Source organism: Tsukamurella pseudospumae, assembly GCF_001575195.1.
Lineage (GTDB): Bacteria > Actinomycetota > Actinomycetes > Mycobacteriales > Mycobacteriaceae > Tsukamurella > Tsukamurella pseudospumae.
The window spans coordinates 110,906-131,619 of sequence record NZ_LSRF01000057.1; the positions used below are offsets into that span (position 1 = coordinate 110,906).

Sequence of the window (20,714 nt, forward strand, 5' to 3'; positions counted from 1 at the left end):
CACCCTGCTCAAGTCCGGGCCGACGGGCAGCGTCGGGATGAAGATCGTCGGCTACCTCGGCATGCTGGCGACGCTGCTGCTGGTGGCGGTGCCGGTGTACTTCATCGTCATCACCTCGTTCAAGGACCGCGGCGACATCTTCGTCTCGCCCGCCACCTGGTGGCCGCCGACGTGGTATCCGAAGAACTACAGCTATGTCACGCAGGAGATCCCGTACTGGCAGTACCTGCGGAACTCGGCGATCATCACGCTGGTCACCGGCGGCATCAAGTTCGTGCTGGGCGTGAGCACGGCGTACGCGCTGGTGTTCCTGCGCTTCCCGTTCAAGAAGCTCCTGTTCCTGGTGGTGATCGCGGCGCTCATGGTGCCCAACCAGATCACCGTGATCTCGAACTACGCGCTGATGGCGGACTACCGCAACACCTTCGTCGGCATCATCCTGCCGCTCGCGGGCGTGGCCTTCGGCACCTTCCTCATGCGCAACCACTTCCTCTCCCTGCCCAAGGAGATCGTGGAGGCCGCGCGGATGGACGGCGCGGGCCACCTCCGGCTGCTGTTCCGGGTGATCCTGCCGATCTCGATCCCCACCATGGTGGCCTTCGCGGTGATCACGCTGGTGAACGAGTGGAACGAGTACCTCTGGCCGTTCCTCATGTCCGACAACGCCGCCGTGGCGCCGCTGCCGGTCGGCCTGACCCTGCTGCAGAACACCGAGCAGGGCGTGAACTGGGGGCCGGTCATGGCCGCCACGCTGCTCACCGCGCTGCCCATGCTCGTCGTCTTCCTGATCCTGCAACGGCAGATGATCAAGGGCCTCACGTCCGGTGCCGTTAAGGGCTGACCGGGACCACCATCGAATACGAAACACCAAGGGAGAAACTCATGGTCGACTTCACCAGGCGCGGCTTCCTCGCGACCGGACTCGCCGCCACCGCGGCCGTCGCCGCGGCGTGCGCGGGATCCGGTTCCGGCGGCGGCTCGTCGAACTCCGGCGGGGGCAGCGGCGGCGACATCACGCTGCGCTTCCTCACCAACCACCCCGGCAGCTCCAAGGCCACCGAGCAGGAGTTGATCGACGCCTTCCAGAAGGCGAACCCCGGCATCAAGGTGGAGTTGCTCGACGGCGGTAAGAACTACGAGCAGGTGGCGCAGAAGTTCCAGACCGCGCTGACCGGCGGCACGAAGCCGGACGTCGTGGTGGTCTCCGACGTGACCTGGTTCAACTTCGCGCTCAACAAGCAGATCGCGCCGCTCGACGACCTCTTCGCGGGCGCCGGTCTCAAGCCCGAGGAGTACGTCGACTCGCTGCTGGCCGACACGAAGTTCGACGGCAAGCACTACGCCGTGCCGTACGCCCGCTCGACGCCGCTGTTCTACTACAACAAGGACGTGTGGAAGAAGGCCGGCCTCGAGGATCGCGGCCCCAAGGACTGGGACGAGTTCGTGCAGTGGGCCCCGCGCATCCAGGAGGCCATCGGCGGCGACAAGAAGGCCATCGTGCTCGCCGACTCGGAGAACTACATCGACTGGGTCTTCGAGGGCTGGAACTGGTCCAAGGGCGGCGCCTACTCCGACGGCTGGGACCTGAAGTTCACCACCCCCGAGTCGATCGCCGCGGCGAACCAGCTCAAGGAGGTCATCGGCAAGTGGGGCCGCCTGGTCACCACGCCCGAGAACGACTTCGGCGCCGGTCTGACCGCCGCCACGATGCAGTCGACGGGCTCGCTGAAGACGATCGCCTCGACCGCCAAGTTCGAGGTCGGCACGGCCTTCCTGCCCGGCCCCGCCGGCAAGTCCTGCCCCACGGGTGGCGCGGGCGTCGCCATCACGGAGGGGATCTCGGCCGACCGCAAGGCCGCCGCCATGAAGTTCATCGAGTTCCTCACCAACACGGCGAACACGGCGACGTTCACGCAGGCGACCGGCTACATGCCGGTTCGCAAGGCCGCCGTCGACGAGCCCTCGATGAAGGCGTTCATCGAGAAGAACCCGAACTTCGGCACCGCGGTCAAGCAGCTCCCGCTCACCCGGGTCCAGGACAACGCGCGCGTCTTCGTGCCGGGCGGTGGCGAGGACATCGGCAAGGCCCTGCAGCAGATCGCGACCGGCGGCGACGCCGCGGCCGTGCTCGGCGCGCTGCAGAAGACCATCCAGGGCAAGATCGACTCGCAGATCAAGCCCAAACTGCCGAAGTAGATTCCGGCTGACTCGGTTTCGTACGAACTAGGAGTGACAGGAACACCATGGCAACGGTGCGTTTCGACGGTGCGACCGTCCAGTATCCGGGCGCCGAGCGGCCGTCGGTCAGCTCGCTCGACCTGGACATCGCCGACGGTGAGTTCGTCGTGCTCGTCGGCCCGTCGGGCTGCGGCAAGTCGACCAGTCTGCGGGCCCTCGCGGGCCTGGAGGCGGTCACGGACGGCCACATCCTCATCGACGACGTCGACGTGACGGCTGTGTCGCCGAAGAAGCGCGACGTGGCCATGGTGTTCCAGAACTACGCCCTGTATCCGAACATGACGGTGGCGGGGAACATGGGCTTCGCGCTGCGCAACGCCGGTGTCTCCAAGGAGGACACGGCCAAACGCGTCGCGGAGGCCGCGGCGATGCTCGAGCTGGAGCCGCTGCTCGACCGCAAGCCCGCGCGCCTCTCCGGCGGGCAGCGCCAGCGGGTTGCCATGGGGCGCGCCATCGTCCGGCACCCCAAGGTGTTCGCGATGGACGAGCCGCTGTCGAACCTCGATGCGCGCCTGCGCGTCTCGACCCGGTCACAGATCTCCGCGCTGCAGCGCCGGCTGGGCGTCACCACGCTGTACGTGACGCACGACCAGGTGGAGGCCATGACGATGGGTGACCGCGTCGCGGTGCTCAAAGACGGTCTGCTGCAGCAGGTCGCGCCCCCGCGCGAGCTCTACGACGATCCGGTCAACACCTTCGTGGCCGGCTTCCTCGGCTCGCCGGGCATGAATCTCCTGACCGTGCCCCGCTCCGACGCCGGCGCGGAACTCGCCGGTGCCGTGGTGCCGGTTCCGCGCACCGTCGAATCCGGTTCGACGGTGACCGTCGGGCTGCGGCCCGAGGGACTCGAGGTGGTCGCGCCCGGCACGCCGGGGGCGGCCGAGGGCGCCGTCGCCCTGGTGGAGGAGCTCGGCGCCGAGGCTCTCGTCTACGTGAACGTGGACGGGCAGGACAAGCCCGTGGTGGCCCGGGTCGACCGCTCGACGACGCTGCGCGCGGGCGAGGAGACGGGGCTGCTCCCCGCCGCGGATCAGGCGCTGTTCTTCCACGCGGAGTCGGGGGACCGCCTCCGCTGACGACAGGGCATTGACAAACCAGGTTCTGAGAGTCGCTCTCAAATAAGAGTTACTCTCGATCTGGAGGTTTCGTCATGTCCATCACCGCCACCCGGTCGTCCTGGCGGGCGCTCGGAGTGCTCTCGCTCGCCATGCTCGTCATCGGTCTGGACACGATGGTGCTCATGGTCGCCTTGCCGTCGCTGAGTACCGAGCTCGGTGCGACCACGAATCAGCTGCAGTGGATCACCACTGTGTATCCGCTGGTCCTGGGTGCCTTCATGATCCCTCTCGGCGCCCTCGGTGACAGGTGGGGACGCAGTCGACTCCTGGCGCTCTCACTGCTCGGCTTCGGTGCCGCCTCGGCGCTGTGCGCCGTGAGTACGGGGCCGGGCATGCTCATCGCCGGGCGCGCCCTGCTCGGCCTCTGTGCCGCGGCCGCGACCCCGCTGTCGATGGCGGTGCTGCCGGGCTTGTTCCCCGAGCCGGGCGAGCGACAGCGCGCCATGGGGATCTGGATGGCCTCGTCGGCGTTGGGAATGCCGCTGGGGCCGATCGTCGGAGGTGTTCTGCTGCAGCATTTCTGGTGGGGATCGGTGTTCTTGATCAACGTCCCGATCGCAATGATCGGCGCGATCGCAGTGTGGCGGATGATCCCCGATTCGCGCGGCGTCGCCACGGGCGCGCGGTTCGACGTGCCGGGTTCGCTGCTGTCGATCGTGGGCTTCGGTGCGCTCGTCTACGCCTTCACCGAAGCGGGGCGCAGCGGCTGGACATCGGCGGCGTTCCTGGCGTGGCTAGGCGTCGCCGCGGCGTTCCTGGTGGCATTCGTCGTGCGCGAACTGCGCGTCGCGTATCCGCTGGTGCGCCTCGACCTGCTGCGCCGTCCGGGATTCCGCGCGGGCACGATCCTGGCGGCGATGTCCATGATGGTGCTGGCGGGGGCCACCTTCCAGTTCTCCCAGGAGTTCTCGGCGGCCTTCGGCGCCGACGCACTGGGTGTGGGACTGCGGATGCTCCCCATCATCGGCGCGCTCATCGTCGCCACACGGATCGGTGAGCCCGCCGTCCGGGCCCTCGGTCGGCGTACCGTCGCGGCCGGCGCGTGCCTGTTGCTGCTGGCCGCCTGCGTGGTCCAGGCGACGGCGGCGAGCGGCGGCTACGGCGTGTACGCGGTGATGTCGGTCCTGCTAGGGCTCGGGCTCGGCGGCCTGATCCCGCTCGCGATGTCGCTCGCGACGCTCGACCTGGACGATTCCGACGCGGGCTCGGGATCGGCGCTGCTGCAATCCTTGCGGCAGATCGCGAGCGCGCTCGGCGTCGCCGTTCTGGGGTCGGTCGTTTCGACCGCGTACCTGCAGCGGCTCGGCACCGTGGATATGCCTCGGGCGGTGCGCGCCGTGGCGGAGGACGGCGTGGTGGCGGGCACCGCCGTGGCGCGTGCCGCGGCGCCCGACGCGGTGAGCGGCATCGTCGCCGCCTACGAGCACGGACTCGCCGCGTCCGGACTGGTCGCGAGTGCCGTCTGCGTGGTTCTGGTGGCACTGTGCCTGCTGATTCCGGCACAATCGGCCCATGAGCAGGCCGACGAGGACGAGCAAGAGCGTGACGGCGTCCCTCGGACTGCGTGAGCGCAAGAAGCTCCGCACCCGCGTGACGCTGCGCAGAGTGGCCTACGAGTTGTTCCGCGAGCAGGGCTTCGAGGAGACGACGGTGGCGCAGATCGCGGAGGCTGCGGAGGTCTCGCAGGCCACCTTCTTCCGGTACTTCGCGACCAAGGACGCGCTGATCCTCGAGGACGACTACGACGCGATCCTGCTCGCGGACGTCCCGCCGATCGACCCGGGCGAGAATCTACCCGCGCAGATCCTGCGCGGTGGTGCAGACGAGTTCGAGGCCCTCGACCCGGACGAGCGCGAGATCGAGATGGAGCGCGGTCGCTTGCTCTACTCCTCGCCGAAACTGCGTGCCGCGCAGGCGCGTGACGTCGAGGCCACCGAGGAGGCGCTCGTGCGCGCGGTCCTCGACAACGTGACCGGACCGGCGGATCCGCTCGCGGTGCGCGCCGCCGTCGGCGCGATGATCGGTGCGGTCAGCGCGCTCGCTCGAGAGAATCCGGCGATGATGCTTCCGGAGGCCATGCGCGCCGTTGCGGACCTGTTCGAGGCGGGGCTACCGGTATCAGCGACCGCCGAAGCAGGGCTGTGGGATTCGGTGCGGACGTGGTCCGCAGGAACCGCCGACGGTCCGCCGTCGAACGGTGCAGGCTGAGCATCGTCTCGACCGCCCGGTCCCAGGTGTACTGCTCCGCGCGCGCCCGCGCGGTCTCGGCGTAGTCGCCCCGCGCGAGGACGGTGCGGACGGCGGCGGCGAAGGCGGCGCCGGTGTCGGCCGCCGGCAGGCCGCAATCGCCGCGCGCCACCTCGGCCAGTGCGCTGTTGCGGGACACCACGATCGGTGTCCCCGAGGCCAGTGCCTCCATCGCGCTGAGGCCGAAGGTCTCGTGCGGGCCGGGGCAGATCGCGACGTCCGCGCACGCCAGCAGGTCCGCCAGTGCGTTGCGATCCGTGAGGTGCCCGGTGAAAGCGACGGGCAGTCCCCGAGCCTGCCTGCGGAGTTCGCCGGCCATCGCACCGTCGCCGGCGATGACGAGGCGGGCGGGGACACCGTCGGCCAGCAGGGCCCGGAGGACCTCGATCCCGCGCGCGGGATGCTTCTCCATCGAGAGCCGGCAGGACTGCACGAGGAGGACGTCGGCACCGTCGGACCAGGTGGCGCGCGCCGTGCGCGTGGCGCGCGTGGGGCGGAAGGTGTCGAGGTCGACGCCGAGCGGCACGGTCTCGACGTTGGGCGCCTGCACGCGCGCGAACTCCTCGCCCGCGAAGGCCGTGGTGCAGACGACGGTGTCGTAGCTGCGGGCCGTGCCCAGGTTCGCGACGTCGGAGGCCCAGGTCGCGACGGACGACGGTGCCCCCAACTCGATCATCCGGTCCAGCCGCTCGTGGCTGATCATGATCGAGCCGATGCCGTGCGCCTTCGCCCACGGGCCCATGCCGCGCAACGTGAGCCGGTCCGAGACCTCCAGGCTGTCGGCGCCGAGCTGGGGGAGGAGCCGGCGGATCAGCACCGGGCTCGCCGCGCGGTAGCCCTCGACCCTGAAGAATTTGCGTCCCGGGACGGTGATCCGCCGGACGCCCGAATCGAGAGCCTCGTCCGCGTGTCCGCGGCCCGCGACCACGAGGGTCACGGCGTGCCCGTGGGCGACGTAGCCCGCGCCCAGTTGGTCGACCGCGGTGCGCAGCCCGCCCGAGCGGGGACCGTAGAAGTTCGCGAGCTGGACGATGTGCATGCCCGCCAGGTTGCCCGTGGGGGCGGTCGGGGGAGTGAACGTGCGGGGGTTGTTCGGCGAACTGTCCGAACGTGTCGGTGGGTGGGAGCACAATCGGGATATGACCGTACGCCTGAACCCCTACATCAGCTTCTCCGACAACGCCCGCGAGGCGCTCGAGTTCTACCGCGAGGTCTTCGGCGGGGAGCTCGAGATCTCCACCTTCGAGGGCATGCCGCCCGAGATGCTCGCCGACCCGGCCGATGCCACCAAGGTGATGCACGGCTACCTGTCCACTCCCGACGGCTTCTCCCTCATGTGCGCCGATACGCCGGCCGGGATGCCGCGCACCGTCGGTGACGATGTCTCCGTGTCGCTGTCCGGCGACGACCTGGCCAAGCTCACCGGCTGGTGGGAGAAACTCTCCGCGAGCGGTTCCGTGACCGTGCCCTTCGTACAGGCGCCCTGGGGTGACACCTTCGGCATGTGCGTCGACGGGTTCGGCGTGCACTGGATGGTCAACGCCGCGGGCGCTCAGTAGTCCGTCGCAGCCCTGCAGTTTCGTGAGGGAAGGGCCATCGATCGTTCTTTCGGGAATTGCAGGGTTTGCAGGCGGGCCTGAGATTCGACAGCATGTCCGCACCTCCCCGAGCGATCGGCTTCACGTGATCGACGGTTCGAGGCAGCGTAGTGGTGAACGGTTCGTGGCAGATCCAACAGCCAGACCACATCGACATCCGGGACTGCAACTGCTCGGCGCTGAACGGAATCGCCGGCGCACTCCGGAGTCGCGCTGTGCGCCTGTGTCGTTCACGACGTCGTCTGTCCGGCTCGCGGCTGTACCACGCACGTTTTCGCGCTTCCATCTTCTCGCGTGTCTCCGGATCCGACCGGTATTGCCTATGCAGAGCGGCAACGTGCTCCCGGTTCCGCGAGTACCACTCCCGGTAGTACTCGGACTGGGCTGCAGAACGCTCGCGGCGACGACGCTTGAACTCATCTGTTCTGCTGCGAGCGCGGTCGCGAGCAGCGGATCCTTCGGGATCACGCAGCCTCGACCGCCGCGCGCGCTCGGTCGAGGTGGTGTCCGGATGGATGAGCCGGTAGGCCCGGCTGCGTGCCGTCTGGCATCGGCGGCAGTACGGATACGGGCGCGGCCTGTTCGGGCGTTGGTAGAAACTTGAGACCGGAAGTTCCTGTAGGCAATCGATACATCGGCGAGTCTCCTCCACAGCGACCTCCGTCTCTCTAGTGCAGGCGGGCGCACTGGTACTCTCGCAACGCGCCCCCCTAGCTCAATTGGCAGAGCATCCGACTTTTAATCGGCTGGTTGTGGGTTCGAGTCCCACGGGGGGCACTCGCACTTCTCGCTCATTCTCGCGACACCCACCGACAAGTTCTGTCGGCATAAGCCCTCGGTGGGCGGCATGGGAGGGCTTCTGGTGGAGGTACTCGGATTCGTCACCGTCGACGACTGGGAGTCGTGGCTCGAGGCGCATCACGCGGAGGCACCGGAGGCGTGGCTGCGGATCGCGAGGCGGAACTCGAAGGTGCCGGGCCTGACGATCGAGGACGCGCTCGACGGTGCGCTGTGCTTCGGCTGGATCGACGGGCAGCGCAGGTCGAACGACGCCGATTCGTTCCTGCAGCGGTACTCGCCGCGGCGCCGGACCAGCTCCTGGTCGCGGATCAACGTGGAGAAGTTCGAGGCGCTGGAGGCGGCCGGCCACGTGCGGCCCGCGGGTCTCGCGCAGCGGGATGCGGCCCTGGCCGACGGACGCTGGGCGGCTGCGTACGAGTCCCAGCGCACCGCCGAGACCCCGCCCGACCTCGCCGCGGCGCTGGCGCAGGATCCGCAGGCCGCAGCGGCGTTCGAGGCCATGAGTCGGTCCGACCGCTACGCGGTGATCCTGGCCGTGCTGAAGGCCCGGACACCGCGTCGCCGCGCGGAGCTCATCGCGCGGGCGGTCGCCACCTCACGAATTCGGGCCCCGGACGCCGGAACCGGCTCGGGCGCACCTGTGTCGCACCAGGACCCGAACTCCTGACGTGCATTCCCGTCAGCGCGGCGCGTGCTCGGCCACGGAGCGGAAGCGATCCAGGTACACCGGCCAGCCGTTGGGTCCGCCGATTCCGGCGGCCGCCTGTTCCCAACCCTCGCCGTGCCGGTCGAGGTGGCGGTGCTCCACCTGCACCCGGGTCCGGGTGGCGGACTCGGCGGTGAACCGGATCTCGACCTCACTGGTCCGGGCGAGGTCGTCCTCGATCCGCCACTGCGGGCTGATGTCCCAGCTGATCGTCAGCGAATTCGGCGGGTCGACGGCGAGCACCCGCGCCCACGTGCAGATGCTGCCGTCGGTGCCCACGTCGTAGATCGTGCCGCCCACGTGCGGTTCGAGCACGGTCCGCTCGATCGGCACGGCGAGCAGATTGTGCTCGCGCGGTTTGATCTCGTCGAAGCGCTCGGTGAAGATCCGGTAGGCGTAGTCGAGTGGCACATCGACGGCGATGTCGGTCCGCACCGTGGTGTCGGTGGTCGTCATGGTTCTGGGTTCCCTTCTTCCGCATAGGCCTGTTCGGCCAGGTGCTTGAACGTGGTCAGCGTCTGCGTCCAGTAGCCCTCCAGCTCGCGGCGCATCGCATCCAGCCCGTCGGGACGGGGCCGGTAGAGCCGTTCGCGGCCCTGCTTGCGCACATCCACGAGCTGCGCGTCGAGCAGCACCCGCAGGTGCTGGGACACGGCCGGCCGGCTCACCGGCAGGTCGCGGGCGATCTCGGTCACCGAGCACGGGCCGGCCGCGACCCGGGCGAAGACGGTGCGGCGGGTCGGGTCGGCGAGGGCGGACCAGGGATCGGCGACGACGGACACAATACGTAAGTTACTACTTACGCATTGGTCCGGCAAGAGGGTTCAGGCGATCGGCTTGCGGGCGACGTAGAAGTAGTTGAAGGGGTCCGAGCGGATCTCGTGGACGTCCACCTCGGCCAGGCCTGCCTCCTGCAGCATGCGGACGGCGGTCTGCCGGCCCCACACCGTGCCGAGTCCGGCGCCGCCCGGCGTGGCCAGTGACACCGTCATGCAGTGCAGGAGGCTGATCGTGTACAGGTAGGTCGCCCACGGCAGCGTGAGGTTGTTCTCCACGCCCGACTGCGCCTTGATGTCGACCATGAGCAGCGTCCCGCCCGGGCGCAGTGCGGCGGTGATGCCCGCCAGCACGCGGTCCGGGAAGGCCTGGTCGTGGATCGCATCGAACGCGGTGACCACGTCGAAGGCGTCGTTCTCGCCGAGCGCCGAAACATCCCGGACCTCGAAGGTCACGTTCGTCAGGCCTCGGTCCGCGGCCTCCGTGCGGGCGGCGTGGACGGCCTCCGCGCTGATGTCGTATCCGACGAACCGGCTCGCCGGATAGGCCGCGGCCAGCAGGTTGACGGCGCGCCCGGACCCGCAGCCGACGTCCGCGAGCGCCGCGCCGCGCGTGAGCGCCTCGTGCAGGCCCGGCACCGTCGGGACGACGACGGTGAGCAGGCCGGCCTCGTGCGTGGCCGCGGACTGGGCGGCCATCATGGCGTGGAACTGCGGGTAGTGCGCGTAGTCGAGCCCGCCGCCGTGCCGGAAGGGTTCGCGCAGAGCGGGTTCCACGCCCGCGAGCATCGTGATCATCTTCATGGTGCGTGCCAGGTTGACGGGGCCGTCGGCGGCCGTGAGGCAGGCCGCGCGCTCGCGGGGCAGGCTGTAGCGCCCCGTGCCGGGGTCGTACTCGGCGACCTCGCCGGCGACGACACCGTCGAGCCACTCGCGCAGGTACCGCTCGTCCACGCCGGCCGCCCCGGCGAGCGTCGCGGTGTCTGCGGGGCCGACCGTGCCGAGCACGTCGAGCAGGCCCAGCTCGTCCCCGATGCTGAGCAGGAGGGCGAGCGCGGCATCGTCGAGCACGCCGACCATGCGCTTCTGGAACGCTCTGGCCGCGTCCTTGTCGAAGGCGGGGCCGGTGGTCGTCGTCTCGTCACCCATCCCGCCGACGCTAGCGGCTCGGCCCGTGCCGACGTGCCGTCTTCCGGTTCTTCATCCGCCGTACGGCGCGACCGCGAACCGACCCCACGCGACGAACGCGAATGCGGCGATGAAGACGATGTCGCCGGCCATGTACGCCCACTCGTCGCGGCGCATGCGCGTCGTGGCCGCCCCCGACATGAACAGGGCGAGCCCGCACGCGGCGATCGGCGAGAGCACGGTCGCGACGCCGGTCACGGCGGGCAGGATCAACCCGAGTGCGCCGGTCAGCTTGATCGTTCCGATCGCCGTGAGGTGGCCGTCGCCGAAGTCGTCCACCCAATGCTGGTTCGCGCCGAGGGCGCGGTACCGCTCGCGGGGGAGCACGATCAGGGCCAGGCCGCCGGCGGTGAAGCCGACGGCCAGGACGGCGGTGACGATCCACAGTGCGGTGTTCATGCGATGTCCTCTCGTTACGTCCGCCCGTTCGGGCGCGTCATAGTGCTGACGGATCACCGCGTGGAAAGGTAACGACGATGGATCGGCTCACCCTGGCGGAGCAGTTCGAGGAGCATCGGCCCAGGCTGCTCGCGGTCGCGACGCGCGCGCTCGGCGCCCGCGCGGACGGTGAGGACGTGGTGCAGGAGGCGTGGTTGCGCCTCGACCGGTACGACGGTCCGCCGATCCGGAACCTGGGCGGTTGGCTCACCCGGGTGGTCGGACGGATCTGCATCGACGTCCTGCGGTCCCGTACCGCCCATCCCGAGACCGACCTCGACGACGCCGACCCGGTGGTGACCGAGGATGTCGACGGCCCCGAGGACGCTGCGGTGGCGGCCGACACCGTCGGGCTGGCACTGATGGTGGTGCTCGAGTCCCTGCGGCCCGAGGAGCGCCTCGCGTTCGTGCTGCACGACCTGTTCGCGGTGCCCTTCGCTGAGATCGGGCCGGTCGTGGGGCGATCGGCGGACGCGGCGAAGATGCTGGCCAGCCGGGCCCGGCGGCGGGTTCAGGAGCAGCCGCTGCCCACGGTTCGGCGGCAGCGGCGGGAGGTGGTGGACGCCTTCCTCACGGCTGCGCACGGCGGCGATTTCGAAGCGCTGCTGCGGCTGCTCGACCCCGAGGTCGTCTGGTCGCGGCGCACGGCCCGGGGGAGGGTCGTCTCGGTCGGTGCGGACGAGGTGCTGTCGTTGGCCCGGCGCGGCAGCGGCGCGGACATCGTGGCGAGGAGGGTGAGCGTGAACGGCGAGCCGGGGATCCTGGTGTGGTCGCGGTCCGGTCGGCCACTGGCGCTGATGGCGTGCACCGTCGTCGACGGGCGGATCGTCGAACTGGATTCGATCGTGGACTCGCGGCGTCTGGCCGGCATGGACTTGCCCACGCCGTGATCGGCGGTATCGGCACTCTGACCTGGCGATTTGGGAACTGGGTGGAATGTGCCATAAGCTATCCCAGCTCCCAACGGAACACGGAAGCGGTGCGGAGAGCGGCTTCAAGTCGCCCGAAGCGAGCCCCCTTCGTTTAGTGGCCTAGGACGCCGCCCTTTCAAGGCGGTAGCGCGGGTTCGAATCCCGTAGGGGGTACGTCGCAAGACGAAAAATTGCATATGGCCCTGTGGCGCAGTTGGTTAGCGCGCCGCCCTGTCACGGCGGAGGTCGCGGGTTCGAGTCCCGTCAGGGTCGCCATCCGAGTTCGTAAGAACTCGGCGGTGACGGTTTTACCGGCACGGCCAGGTAGCTCAGTTGGTACGAGCGACCGCCTGAAAAGCGGTAGGTCGCCGGTTCGATCCCGGCTCTGGCCACAAGCAAAACCCCCTGTTCGCAGGGGGTTTTCTTGTGTCCGGACCGGGTACGTCTCCGCCCCGGGCGTAACGTCGGCGATCTCATTGCCGAACCGAACTACAGGAGGGCGCCGTCCGGCGCGCGAGAGTGGTTCAGGGGTGGACATGATCAGATCGGCAGGAATCGTGGCGGTCGTCGTCGCGGCGACGGTACTCACCGCGTGCGGCGGAGGCCAGCCGGCGAAGTCGGGCGAGGCACCGTCGCCCCTGACGGACTCCGCGTCCGCCGGGCAGGGCGGCACCGTCGTCGCGCCCGGAACCGGAAGCGGTGGGGCGGACCCGGCCGGCGGTGGATCCGGTGGCGGCGGCGCGGGCGGCGGCTCGGCCGCGCCGGTGACGGCGGGTGGGGGAGCGTGCGTGGACCTGTCGTCGCCCGCGGTCGCCAAGGCCGTGGCCGGCCTACCGCGTTTCCGCGGCATCGGCTACCGGGCGACCCGCGGCACGGACGCGAAGCTCGGCTCGTGCCCCTCGTTGCTGTGGGTGCACGCGGACCTCGAGGGCGGCACGGGCAGCTCGCCCGAGTGGGACCTGTTCTTCGACCGGAAGGGCTACCTCGGCACCGCCACGGACAGATACACCAGCTTCACCGGATTCTTCGGCAGCACCGACACGTCGGTGGCGCTCCAGTACCGCTGGCTCAACCCGGGCGACGCCACGGCCGGACCGTCGGGTGGACCCGTGATCGTCACGTACACGCTGTCCGGGCGCACGGTGACGCCCGACAAGGCGGTCCCGTCCCAGGTCTTCGACGGTGGCGCCACGACGACCACCGCGTCCACCTCCGCTGCTCCGACGGTGGCTCCCGCGCCGGTCTCGCACTGCTCCGAAGCGACGCCGGAGACCCTGCGCACGAACGCCGAGATGAACTGGGGCGCACAGATCGTGAAGCCGTTCACCGTCGACGCGATCGTGTGCGCCGACGAGTGGGCGACCGCTCGTATCCCTGCCCGCGAGGCGTACCCGCAGAACGCCCGGCTGCTGTTCCACTACACGGGCGGCGGCTGGAGCGGCGTGGCGTTCGGCAGCGGCTTCTCGTGCACCGACAAGGGGGTGCCGGCGGCCACGGCGGCCAGGCTCGCCTGCTGACCGGGGCCCGGTCCCGAATCCTCGGTCAGTCGAACTCGACCTCCAGCTCGTCCGCGCGGGGGAGCGATTGGCAGGCGAGGCGGACGCCGTTGCGCAGCTCGTGATCGTCGAGGGTGTCGTTGACCAGCATGTGCACCTCGCCGCGGCGCAGCGTGAAGGCACAGCCGCCGCAGTTGCCCTCGCGGCAGACGTAGGGCGCGTCCAGTCCCCGGTCGAGCAGGGTGTCGAGCAGGACCTGTTCGCGCGGCCAGGCGACGATGGTGGTCGCGCCGTTGAGGTCGACGACCACCGTCGCGGCACCGTCCGACGATGCCCCGCCGGTCGGCGCGGCGGCCGCCCCGGTATCGACCGCGAAGGGGTCGCCGGTCAGCGACGCGAAGGCCTCCCGGTGGACGCGCGCACCGTCGATCCCTGCGAGGGCGGCGGCCTCGGTGGCCGCGTCCATGAAACCGGCGGGTCCGCACAGGTAGGCGGACGTCGCGGCCGTCGGAGCGGGCATCAGCCGCGCGAGGCCGGCCGCGGTGGGGAGTCCGCGTTCCGACTCCAGCCAGTGGGTGACCGTGAACCGATCGCCGTGCGACTCCTGCAGCTCTGCGAGCGCGGCGGCGAAGATGATCGACGACCGATCCCGGTTGGCGTAGACGAGCGTCACGGGCGTCGTGGACGCCGCCAGCGCGTCCCGGAGGATCGACATCACGGGGGTGATACCGCTTCCGGCGGCGGCGAGGACGAGGCGATCCGGCGCGTCGCGCACGGTGAAACGCCCGCCGGGTGCCAGGGATTCGAGGATCATTCCTTGCTTCGCGTTGTCGCACAGCCAGTTCGAGGCGTAGCCTCCGGCCGTCCGCTTGACGGTGACCTTGAGGTGATCGTCGATTCCGGGGGTGCTCGAGAGTGAGTAGCAGCGCGGCGCCCACCGCGTGCCGTCCTCCGGTGTGCCCGGGACGCGCAGGGTGAGGAACTGCCCGGGGGTGTGGTCGAGGCGCCCCTCGGTGGGATGCGCGAAGACGAGGGAGACCGCGTCGGGGGTCTCCTCGATCACGTCGATGATCTCGAGCGGATGCGACCGTGCGGCCGCCGGTGATTCCACGGTGTCCTGCTCCTTCGTCGGGTTCCCGGACGCTACATCGCCAACTGTGCCATTGACAACTGGCGCGATTGCTGATGGTGTGTATGTCATGCGAACAACGACTCCGGCGCCGCCGGTCCCGTCGGCCTCGACGTCGCGGTCCGACGCCGCGGCGTTCCTGACCCGCTACGGACTCGGCGTCACCAGTGGCCTGATCCCCATGAACGCGGTCGGCATCCGGATCGCGCGCGGGCTCATCGCGTCGATCATGGGGGCGCTCGGCTCCACCCCCGGCGGTACGACGGTGACCGCCGTACGGACCCCGGTGCGCGGGGAGTGGGTGCTCGGGTCGGGCGTGACCCACGGCCGACGCGCGGTCTACTACGTGCACGGCAGTGGGTACGCGATCTGCTCGGCGCGCACGCACCGGAGTCTCGCCGCGCGGCTGTCCGAGACCACCGGACTGCCGGTGTTCGTCGTGGACTACCGCCTCGCACCCGAGCATCGCTTCCCGACCGCCGCAGGCGATGTCGCAGCGGGCTTCGCCTGGCTGCTCACCCAGGGCTACGCGGCCGACGACCTGATCATCGCGGGTGACTCCGCGGGTGGGCACCTGATCGGTGACCTGCTGCTGCACCGCGCGGCCACCGAAGAGGCGCAGCCGGCCGCGGCCGTCCTCTTCTCGCCGCTCATCGATCTCACCTTCACGCTCGCCGCCCGGCAGGAGCGCGTCCGGCGCGACCCCGCCATCTCGGCGGCCGCGGCCAGGCGCCTCGTCGACCTCTACACCGTCGGGGTGGATCCGGCGCACCCGCGGCTGCGGCTCGACTTCCGGCACGCGGATCGGCTCCCGCCCTTCCTGATCCAGGCCGGCGGTGCCGAGATGCTGTCCGCCGACGCGCGCCACCTCGATCATGAGCTGCGCGCGCACGGCGGCGCCAGCACGCTCGAGATCTGGCCCGGTCTCATGCACGTCTTCCAAGCGTTGCCCCGGCTCGCCCCGGAGGCCGACGCCGCGCTCCTGCGGGTGCGCGACTTCCTCGTGGCGCTCGACGGCGCCCCCACCACCACTCTCCCCGATTCGGAGGCCTCCTGATGTTCGGCATCGACCGGCTGCTGCACCACCTCGTCCGCGACCCGATCACCTCGGACGCGAAGGCCGTCGTCACCGGCGCCGGCAGCGGCATCGGCCGCGCCTTCGCGCTGGAACTCGCCCGCCGTGGCGCCGAGGTCGTCTGCGCCGACATCGACGAGGGGCGCGCGAAGGAGACCGTCGGGCTCGTGCAGGCCAGGGGCGGGACGGCGCACGCCGTCGTCGTCGACGTGGCCGACCGGGCCGCGGTCGAGAACCTGGCGTCCTTCGCGCGCACCGTCTTCGACGGTCCGCCCACCCTCGTGATCAACAACGCCGGCGTCGGCATCGGGGGCCGCCCCGTGGGCGACATCGGACTCGACGACTGGGACTGGGCCCTCGGCATCAACCTGTGGGGCGTGGTGCACGGCTGCGAGCTCTTCGCGCCGATGCTCCGCGAGGCGGGTCGCGGCGGCATCATCAACGTCGCCTCCGCCGCGGGCTTCGCGGCCGCGCCCTCGATGGGTCCGTACAACGTCTCCAAGGCCGGCGTCATGTCGCTCTCGGAGACCCTCGCCGCCGAGCTCGCCGGGACCGGCGTCGCCGTGACGGTGCTGTGCCCCACCTTCGTCAAGACCAACGTCGCGCGCGACGGCCGGATCACCGAGGGCAGCAAGAACCTCGCCGGCACCCTCATGAAGCTCACCGGCGTGTCGCCCGACGGCGTCGCCGCGCAGACCCTCGACGCGCTCGACCTCGGCCGTCTCTACGTGGTGCCGCAGCTCGACGCGAATGTCATCTGGCACCTCAAGCGCCACTTCCCGACGCCCTACGTGCGAGGCCTCGGCCTGCTCACCCGGCTCCTGCCCTCGTCCTGACGCCGATCGTCACCCGCCACCGAAAGGAACAGCCGCCATGGCCATGGATCTCGACAACATGCTGCAGATGATCAAGGACCGGCAATGGGCCCTCGTCGATATCGACTGGGACGCACCGGGCGCCGAGCTCATCGACCCGGAACTGCACGCGAAGCTCAAGCCCTTCCTCTCGGACCTGATGTGGATCGAGAACGTGGGTGCGCGCGGCTTCGCGGCCATGGCGCGCAAGGCCCCGACCCCGACCCTCAAGAGCATCTACGAGCACTTCCACGCCGAGGAGCAGAAGCACGCCAACGCGGAGCTCGCCCTCATGCGTCGCTGGGGCATGCTCGACGACGACGAGATCCCCTCCCCGAACATCAACGTGCAGCTCGTGATCAACTGGCTCGACCAGTACTCCGACGGCATGTCGCTTTCCTTCCTCGGCACCGTCATCCCCATGCTCGAGGTCGCGCTCGACGGCGCCCTCATCAAGTTCATCACCGACGAGGTGCAGGATCCGATCGCGCAGGAGGTGTTCAAGCGGATCAACGCGGACGAGTCCCGGCACCTGGCCGTCGATTTCGAGGTCATGGACATGCTGGGCCACGCGGACCTGCGGAAGCGGACCATCGACTTCGTCGGCGGGTGGATCAAGCCCTCGCTGCTCATCGGAACGCTGAGCTACGTTCCGCTGTTGAACAAGATGCGCGACAACATCGTCGCCATGGGCGTCGACGAGGAGCGCCTGTACGGCGCGATCAAGCGCTACAAGAGCGTCGGTGAGCGCAGTGAATACGTGCGCCGCCTGCCCATGTACCGGATCGTCTCCCGGCACGGTGGGTGGGTCGTCAACCGGTCGAACACGCTCTACCACTTCCCCGTCGACACCCTGGTGAAGGCGACCGCCCTCATCCCGTTCCCGCTGGTGCACCGCACGCCGACCTGGTCGCAGGAACTGACCTACGAGCCCACCGCCTGACGAGGACGCCCCAGCCATGACCATCTCAGTAGCCATCATCGGCGCCGGCTTCGCCGGCATCGGCGCCGCCATCCGCCTCCAGGACAAGGGGATCGACGACTACGTCGTCTTCGAGCGCGACACCCGCGTGGGCGGGACCTGGCGGGACAACACCTACCCGGGAGCGGCGTGCGACATCCCCTCGCGCCTCTACTCCTACAGCTTCGCCCCCAACCCCGACTGGTCCCACACCTACTCGGGCAGCGCCGAGATCCTCCAGTACATCGACGGCATGGTCGAATCCTCGGGCGTCGCACCGCACATCCGGTTCGAGCACACCGTGACGGGCGTCGTCTACGACGCCGACGCGGGGGAGTGGACCATCTCGTTCTCCGGGCGCGAGCCCGAACGGGCGCGCGCCGTGATCATCGCGTCCGGGCCCCTCGCCAACTGCTCCTTCCCCGCGATCCGCGGCATCGAGGACTACGAGGGGCACAAGATCCACAGCGCCCGCTGGGACCACGACTACGACTTCACCGGCAAGAAGGTGGCCGTCGTCGGCACCGGCGCCAGCGGCGTCCAGATCGTGCCCGAGCTGGTGCAGCAGGCCGCCTCGGTCAAGGTCTTCCAGCGCACCGCGGGCTGGGTGTTGCCCCGGATCAACACCGAGACCGGTGAATTCACCAAGTCGATCTACCGGAGGATCCCCGGCGCACAGCAGCTCGCACGCGCGCTCTGGTTCTGGGGCCACGAGTCCGTCGCGCTCGGCGTCGTCTGGAACACCCCGCTCACGCGGGTCGTCGAGGCCGTCAGCAAGCTGCACCTGCGGCTGCAGGTCCGGGATCCGTGGCTGCGCCGCCGGCTGACCCCCGACTTCGCCGCCGGCTGCAAGCGACTCCTCATGACCAGCGACTACTACCCGGCGCTGCAGCGCGACAACTGCACGCTGGTCACGTGGCCCATCGCGCGCATCGCCCCGCAGGGCATCCGCACCGTCGAGGGCGTGGAGCACCGGTTCGACTGCATCGTCTTCGCCACGGGTTTCGACGTCTCCAAGACCGGCTCGCCGATCCCCGTCACCGGCCTCGACGGCCGCGTCCTCGCCGACGAATGGAGCGGCGGTGCCTTCGCCTACCGCAGTGTCGCCGTGTCCGGGTACCCCAATCTGTACGTCACGTTCGGCCCCAACTCGGGCCCCGGGCACAGTTCCGCGCTCGTGTACATGGAGGCGCAGATCGACTACATCACCGACGCGATCGCGCAGCTGCTGCGGGGCGGTTGGAAGGCGCTCGACGTCCGCGCGGAGGTCCAGGAGGCGTACAACCGCGACATCCAGCGCCGCCTGACCTCGACCACCTGGAACTCCGGCTGCAGCAGCTGGTACCTCACCGACGACGGCTTCAACGCCACCATGTACCCCGGCTTCGCCTCGCAGTACGTGGGGCAGCTGCGCACCGTCGACCTGCAGGACTACCGGATCCTCGTGCACGAGGAGGCGAGCAGCGCGGCGGCGGCCGGATAGCATGCCGGGCATGACCGAGTACCGGATCGACGACCTGGCCCGTGTGTCCGGGACCACGACGCGCAACATCCGGGGCTATCAGGAGCGCGGGCTGCTGCCGAAACCCCTGCGCCGCGGCCGGGTCGCGATCTACACCGAGAAGCACGTACGGAACCTGTTGGCGATCAACAAGTTGCTGGGCAAGGGCTTCACGCTGGGGCACATCGCGACCTTCCTCACCAACCCCGGCGCCCGCATCGGTGACGCGCTGGACCTCGCCGAGATCATCGACGAACCGTGGGCGAGCACGCGCCGCCCCGTCCTGGACCGCGAGGAGTTGCAGGCGCGGCTCGGGCCGCTCGACGATGCCGCACTCGCCTCCCTGCTCGACGCGGGCGTGCTCTCCGAGACGGGCGAGCCGGGGCGGTACGAGGCGGCCGACGCGCACATCGTCGGCAACCTCGCGCGGCTCGTGGGCAAGGGGATGGACCTGGCGGTGCTCGTCGGCGTGCACCAGCGGTTCACCGCGAAGATGGCGGAGGTGGCCGAGATCCTCATCGGCGCCGCGCACGACGAGGTCGACCGGGTCCGCGGTCCCGGATGGCTGCCCTCGTCGGAGGAGGACATGGCGTGGGCCGTGGGGCTCATCGGCGCCATGCGCCGTGCGGGCACCGAGAACGCCCACGCCGCCCTCGATCGGGCGCTCGATGCCGCGCTCGACCAGGCACTGCATGTGCACCGGGTCGCGTCGGAGAACCGGGCCGAGACGAGCCGCGGCCCGGAGACCGGCGGGGACTGACGACTCGGCGGCGCCCGAAGGATGCCGCGTGCCCGTCACGGGCCCCGGTGTAACGTCGGCTCCGTGGGACGAATCACGGTGCGGCGAGCGGTCGCCAGGATCACCGTGGGCGGCGAACCGGTCCGTCGCATCGACACCCTCGTCGTCGAAGAGCCGCTCGAGATCCGCATCGCCGGAACACCTCTCGCCGTCACGATGCGCACGCCCGGGCACGACGTGGAGCTCGCCGCCGGGTTCCTCGTCTCCGAGGGCGTGATCGGTGCCGCCGAGGACATCCGCTCCGCGATCCACTGCGGCGGGCCCGGTACCGGCGGCGAGGTCAACGAGTACAACGTGCTCGACATCGCGCTCGCGGCCGGTGTTGCGCCGCCCGCGCCGGACGTGACCCGGAACTTCTACACCACCAGCTCGTGCGGCATGTGCGGCAAGGCGAGCATCGACGCGGTGCGCACCGTCTCCCGGTTCGACGTCCGGTCCGATCCGGTCACCGTCGAACCCGAGCAGGTCGCGGCCCTGCCGGACCGGCTCCGCGCGGAGCAGGCCGTGTTCGAGAAGACGGGCGGGCTGCACGCGGCCGCCCTGTTCGACGTCGCGACCGGCGAGCTGCTCGTGCTGCGCGAGGACGTGGGCCGGCACAACGCCGTCGACAAGGTGATCGGCTGGGCGCTTCTTCAGGACCGACTGCCGTTGCGGGGCATGGTCCTGCAGGTCTCCGGGCGAGCCAGCTTCGAGCTCGTCCAGAAGGCCGTCATGGCGGGGATCCCGGTGCTGTCCGCGGTCTCGGCGCCGTCGTCGCTGGCGGCCGAGCTCGCCGACGAGGCCGGACTCACCCTGATCGGCTTCGTCCGCGGCGACCACATGAACGTCTACACCCACGCGCAGCGGATTGCCGGGACCTGAGTCACTCGCGACTGTCG

The 20,714-nt window shown here is 69.9% G+C and carries 21 protein-coding genes, 4 tRNA genes and 1 pseudogene; 19 read left to right on the forward strand and 7 right to left on the reverse strand.

Annotated elements, in window-relative coordinates; translation table 11 throughout:
* Positions 1-37 precede the first annotated feature (37 nt).
* From AXK60_RS17525 to AXK60_RS25930, 5 genes and pseudogenes are all read left to right on the forward strand, one after another.
* Positions 38-841, forward strand: coding sequence for a carbohydrate ABC transporter permease (locus tag AXK60_RS17525; RefSeq protein WP_139058032.1), 804 nt, complete (start codon positions 38-40; stop codon positions 839-841).
* A 41-nt stretch (positions 842-882) separates the two neighbouring features.
* Complete coding sequence (locus tag AXK60_RS17530) at positions 883-2,196, forward strand: ABC transporter substrate-binding protein (RefSeq protein WP_068573116.1); 1,314 nt, start codon at positions 883-885, stop codon at positions 2,194-2,196.
* Between the two features lie 47 nt (positions 2,197-2,243).
* Positions 2,244-3,314, forward strand: coding sequence for an ABC transporter ATP-binding protein (locus AXK60_RS17535; protein WP_068573118.1), 1,071 nt, complete (start codon positions 2,244-2,246; stop codon positions 3,312-3,314).
* A 74-nt stretch (positions 3,315-3,388) separates the two neighbouring features.
* Positions 3,389-4,924: an MFS transporter gene (locus tag AXK60_RS17540; RefSeq protein ID WP_068573120.1), complete on the forward strand. Its 1,536-nt coding sequence runs from the start codon at positions 3,389-3,391 to the stop codon at positions 4,922-4,924.
* Positions 4,869-5,411 (forward strand): annotated as a pseudogene (locus AXK60_RS25930) (TetR family transcriptional regulator); the annotation flags it as partial. The gene AXK60_RS17540 and the pseudogene AXK60_RS25930, both read left to right, overlap by 56 nt.
* On the opposite strand, the gene AXK60_RS27675 reads toward AXK60_RS25930, so the two are convergent.
* Positions 5,386-6,642 carry a glycosyltransferase gene (locus AXK60_RS27675; RefSeq protein ID WP_068745227.1) on the reverse strand — a complete coding sequence of 419 codons (1,257 nt, stop codon included), beginning with the start codon at positions 6,640-6,642 and terminating at the stop codon, positions 5,386-5,388. The pseudogene AXK60_RS25930 and the gene AXK60_RS27675 sit on opposite strands and share 26 nt — an antisense overlap.
* 100 nt (positions 6,643-6,742) lie before the next feature.
* On the opposite strand from AXK60_RS27675, the gene AXK60_RS17555 reads away from it, so the two are divergent.
* The gene (locus AXK60_RS17555) at positions 6,743-7,162 is read left to right on the forward strand and encodes a VOC family protein (protein WP_068573124.1); all 420 of its coding nucleotides are present in this window, start codon (positions 6,743-6,745) and stop codon (positions 7,160-7,162) included.
* On the opposite strand, the gene AXK60_RS27900 is transcribed toward AXK60_RS17555, so the two are convergent.
* Positions 7,140-7,487 carry an HNH endonuclease gene (locus tag AXK60_RS27900; protein ID WP_082778094.1) on the reverse strand — a complete coding sequence of 116 codons (348 nt, stop codon included), beginning with the start codon at positions 7,485-7,487 and terminating at the stop codon, positions 7,140-7,142. The two genes, AXK60_RS17555 and AXK60_RS27900, sit on opposite strands and share 23 nt — an antisense overlap.
* A gap of 418 nt (positions 7,488-7,905) precedes the next feature.
* Here AXK60_RS27900 and AXK60_RS17560 point away from each other — a divergent pair.
* Both AXK60_RS17560 and AXK60_RS17565 read left to right on the forward strand, forming a co-directional pair.
* Positions 7,906-7,978: transfer RNA gene (locus AXK60_RS17560), tRNA-Lys, on the forward strand.
* A gap of 70 nt (positions 7,979-8,048) precedes the next feature.
* Positions 8,049-8,669 (forward strand): YdeI/OmpD-associated family protein, encoded by a 621-nt coding sequence (locus AXK60_RS17565; protein WP_175400059.1) that lies wholly within the window; start codon positions 8,049-8,051, stop codon positions 8,667-8,669.
* A 12-nt stretch (positions 8,670-8,681) separates the two neighbouring features.
* Here AXK60_RS17565 and AXK60_RS27430 read toward each other — a convergent pair whose 3' ends face one another.
* The 4 genes from AXK60_RS27430 to AXK60_RS17585 are packed head-to-tail and all read right to left on the reverse strand — an operon-like array spanning position 8,682 to position 11,071.
* Positions 8,682-9,164 (reverse strand): SRPBCC family protein, encoded by a 483-nt coding sequence (locus AXK60_RS27430; RefSeq protein ID WP_068573126.1) that lies wholly within the window; start codon positions 9,162-9,164, stop codon positions 8,682-8,684.
* Complete coding sequence (locus AXK60_RS27435; RefSeq protein WP_231855505.1) at positions 9,161-9,490, reverse strand: ArsR/SmtB family transcription factor; 330 nt, start codon at positions 9,488-9,490, stop codon at positions 9,161-9,163. Before AXK60_RS27435 ends, AXK60_RS27430 begins: the two co-directional genes overlap by 4 nt.
* 42 nt (positions 9,491-9,532) lie before the next feature.
* A complete protein-coding gene (locus tag AXK60_RS17580; protein ID WP_068573128.1) occupies positions 9,533-10,633 on the reverse strand; it encodes a class I SAM-dependent methyltransferase in 1,101 nt (366 codons plus the stop codon).
* Positions 10,634-10,684: 51 nt separating this feature from the next.
* A complete protein-coding gene (locus AXK60_RS17585; RefSeq protein WP_068573129.1) occupies positions 10,685-11,071 on the reverse strand; it encodes a DoxX family protein in 387 nt (128 codons plus the stop codon).
* A 77-nt stretch (positions 11,072-11,148) separates the two neighbouring features.
* On the opposite strand from AXK60_RS17585, the gene AXK60_RS17590 reads away from it, so the two are divergent.
* The 5 genes from AXK60_RS17590 (at position 11,149) to AXK60_RS17610 (ending at position 13,538) form a co-directional block, all read left to right on the forward strand.
* The gene (locus AXK60_RS17590) at positions 11,149-12,000 is read left to right on the forward strand and encodes a sigma-70 family RNA polymerase sigma factor (protein WP_068573131.1); all 852 of its coding nucleotides are present in this window, start codon (positions 11,149-11,151) and stop codon (positions 11,998-12,000) included.
* Positions 12,001-12,122: 122 nt separating this feature from the next.
* Positions 12,123-12,195 (forward strand) — tRNA-Glu (locus tag AXK60_RS17595).
* A gap of 25 nt (positions 12,196-12,220) precedes the next feature.
* Positions 12,221-12,297: transfer RNA gene (locus AXK60_RS17600), tRNA-Asp, on the forward strand.
* Between the two features lie 42 nt (positions 12,298-12,339).
* A tRNA-Phe gene (locus AXK60_RS17605) sits at positions 12,340-12,413 on the forward strand.
* Between the two features lie 144 nt (positions 12,414-12,557).
* Positions 12,558-13,538, forward strand: a complete 981-nt coding sequence (locus AXK60_RS17610) for an LppP/LprE family lipoprotein (RefSeq protein ID WP_139058022.1) — start codon at positions 12,558-12,560, stop codon at positions 13,536-13,538.
* A gap of 25 nt (positions 13,539-13,563) precedes the next feature.
* Here the strand turns inward: AXK60_RS17610 and AXK60_RS17615 are convergent, their stop codons facing one another.
* Positions 13,564-14,628: a ferredoxin--NADP reductase gene (locus AXK60_RS17615; RefSeq protein WP_068573134.1), complete on the reverse strand. Its 1,065-nt coding sequence runs from the start codon at positions 14,626-14,628 to the stop codon at positions 13,564-13,566.
* Positions 14,629-14,716: 88 nt separating this feature from the next.
* Between AXK60_RS17615 and AXK60_RS17620 the strand changes: the two genes are divergently transcribed.
* From AXK60_RS17620 to fdhD, 6 genes are all read left to right on the forward strand, one after another.
* The gene (locus tag AXK60_RS17620) at positions 14,717-15,703 is read left to right on the forward strand and encodes an alpha/beta hydrolase (RefSeq protein ID WP_068573136.1); all 987 of its coding nucleotides are present in this window, start codon (positions 14,717-14,719) and stop codon (positions 15,701-15,703) included.
* Positions 15,703-16,557: an SDR family NAD(P)-dependent oxidoreductase gene (locus tag AXK60_RS17625; RefSeq protein WP_175400060.1), complete on the forward strand. Its 855-nt coding sequence runs from the start codon at positions 15,703-15,705 to the stop codon at positions 16,555-16,557. Before AXK60_RS17620 ends, AXK60_RS17625 begins: the two co-directional genes overlap by 1 nt.
* A gap of 37 nt (positions 16,558-16,594) precedes the next feature.
* On the forward strand, positions 16,595-17,518 hold the full coding sequence (locus AXK60_RS17630; RefSeq protein ID WP_068573140.1) for a ferritin family protein: 924 nt from the start codon (positions 16,595-16,597) through the stop codon (positions 17,516-17,518).
* Between the two features lie 16 nt (positions 17,519-17,534).
* Positions 17,535-19,019, forward strand: a complete 1,485-nt coding sequence (locus AXK60_RS17635; protein ID WP_068573142.1) for a flavin-containing monooxygenase — start codon at positions 17,535-17,537, stop codon at positions 19,017-19,019.
* Positions 19,020-19,029: 10 nt separating this feature from the next.
* Positions 19,030-19,797 (forward strand): MerR family transcriptional regulator, encoded by a 768-nt coding sequence (locus AXK60_RS17640; RefSeq protein WP_068573436.1) that lies wholly within the window; start codon positions 19,030-19,032, stop codon positions 19,795-19,797.
* A gap of 63 nt (positions 19,798-19,860) precedes the next feature.
* Positions 19,861-20,697 carry a formate dehydrogenase accessory sulfurtransferase FdhD gene (fdhD, locus tag AXK60_RS17645; RefSeq protein WP_068573144.1) on the forward strand — a complete coding sequence of 279 codons (837 nt, stop codon included), beginning with the start codon at positions 19,861-19,863 and terminating at the stop codon, positions 20,695-20,697.
* Positions 20,698-20,714: the final 17 nt, after the last annotated feature.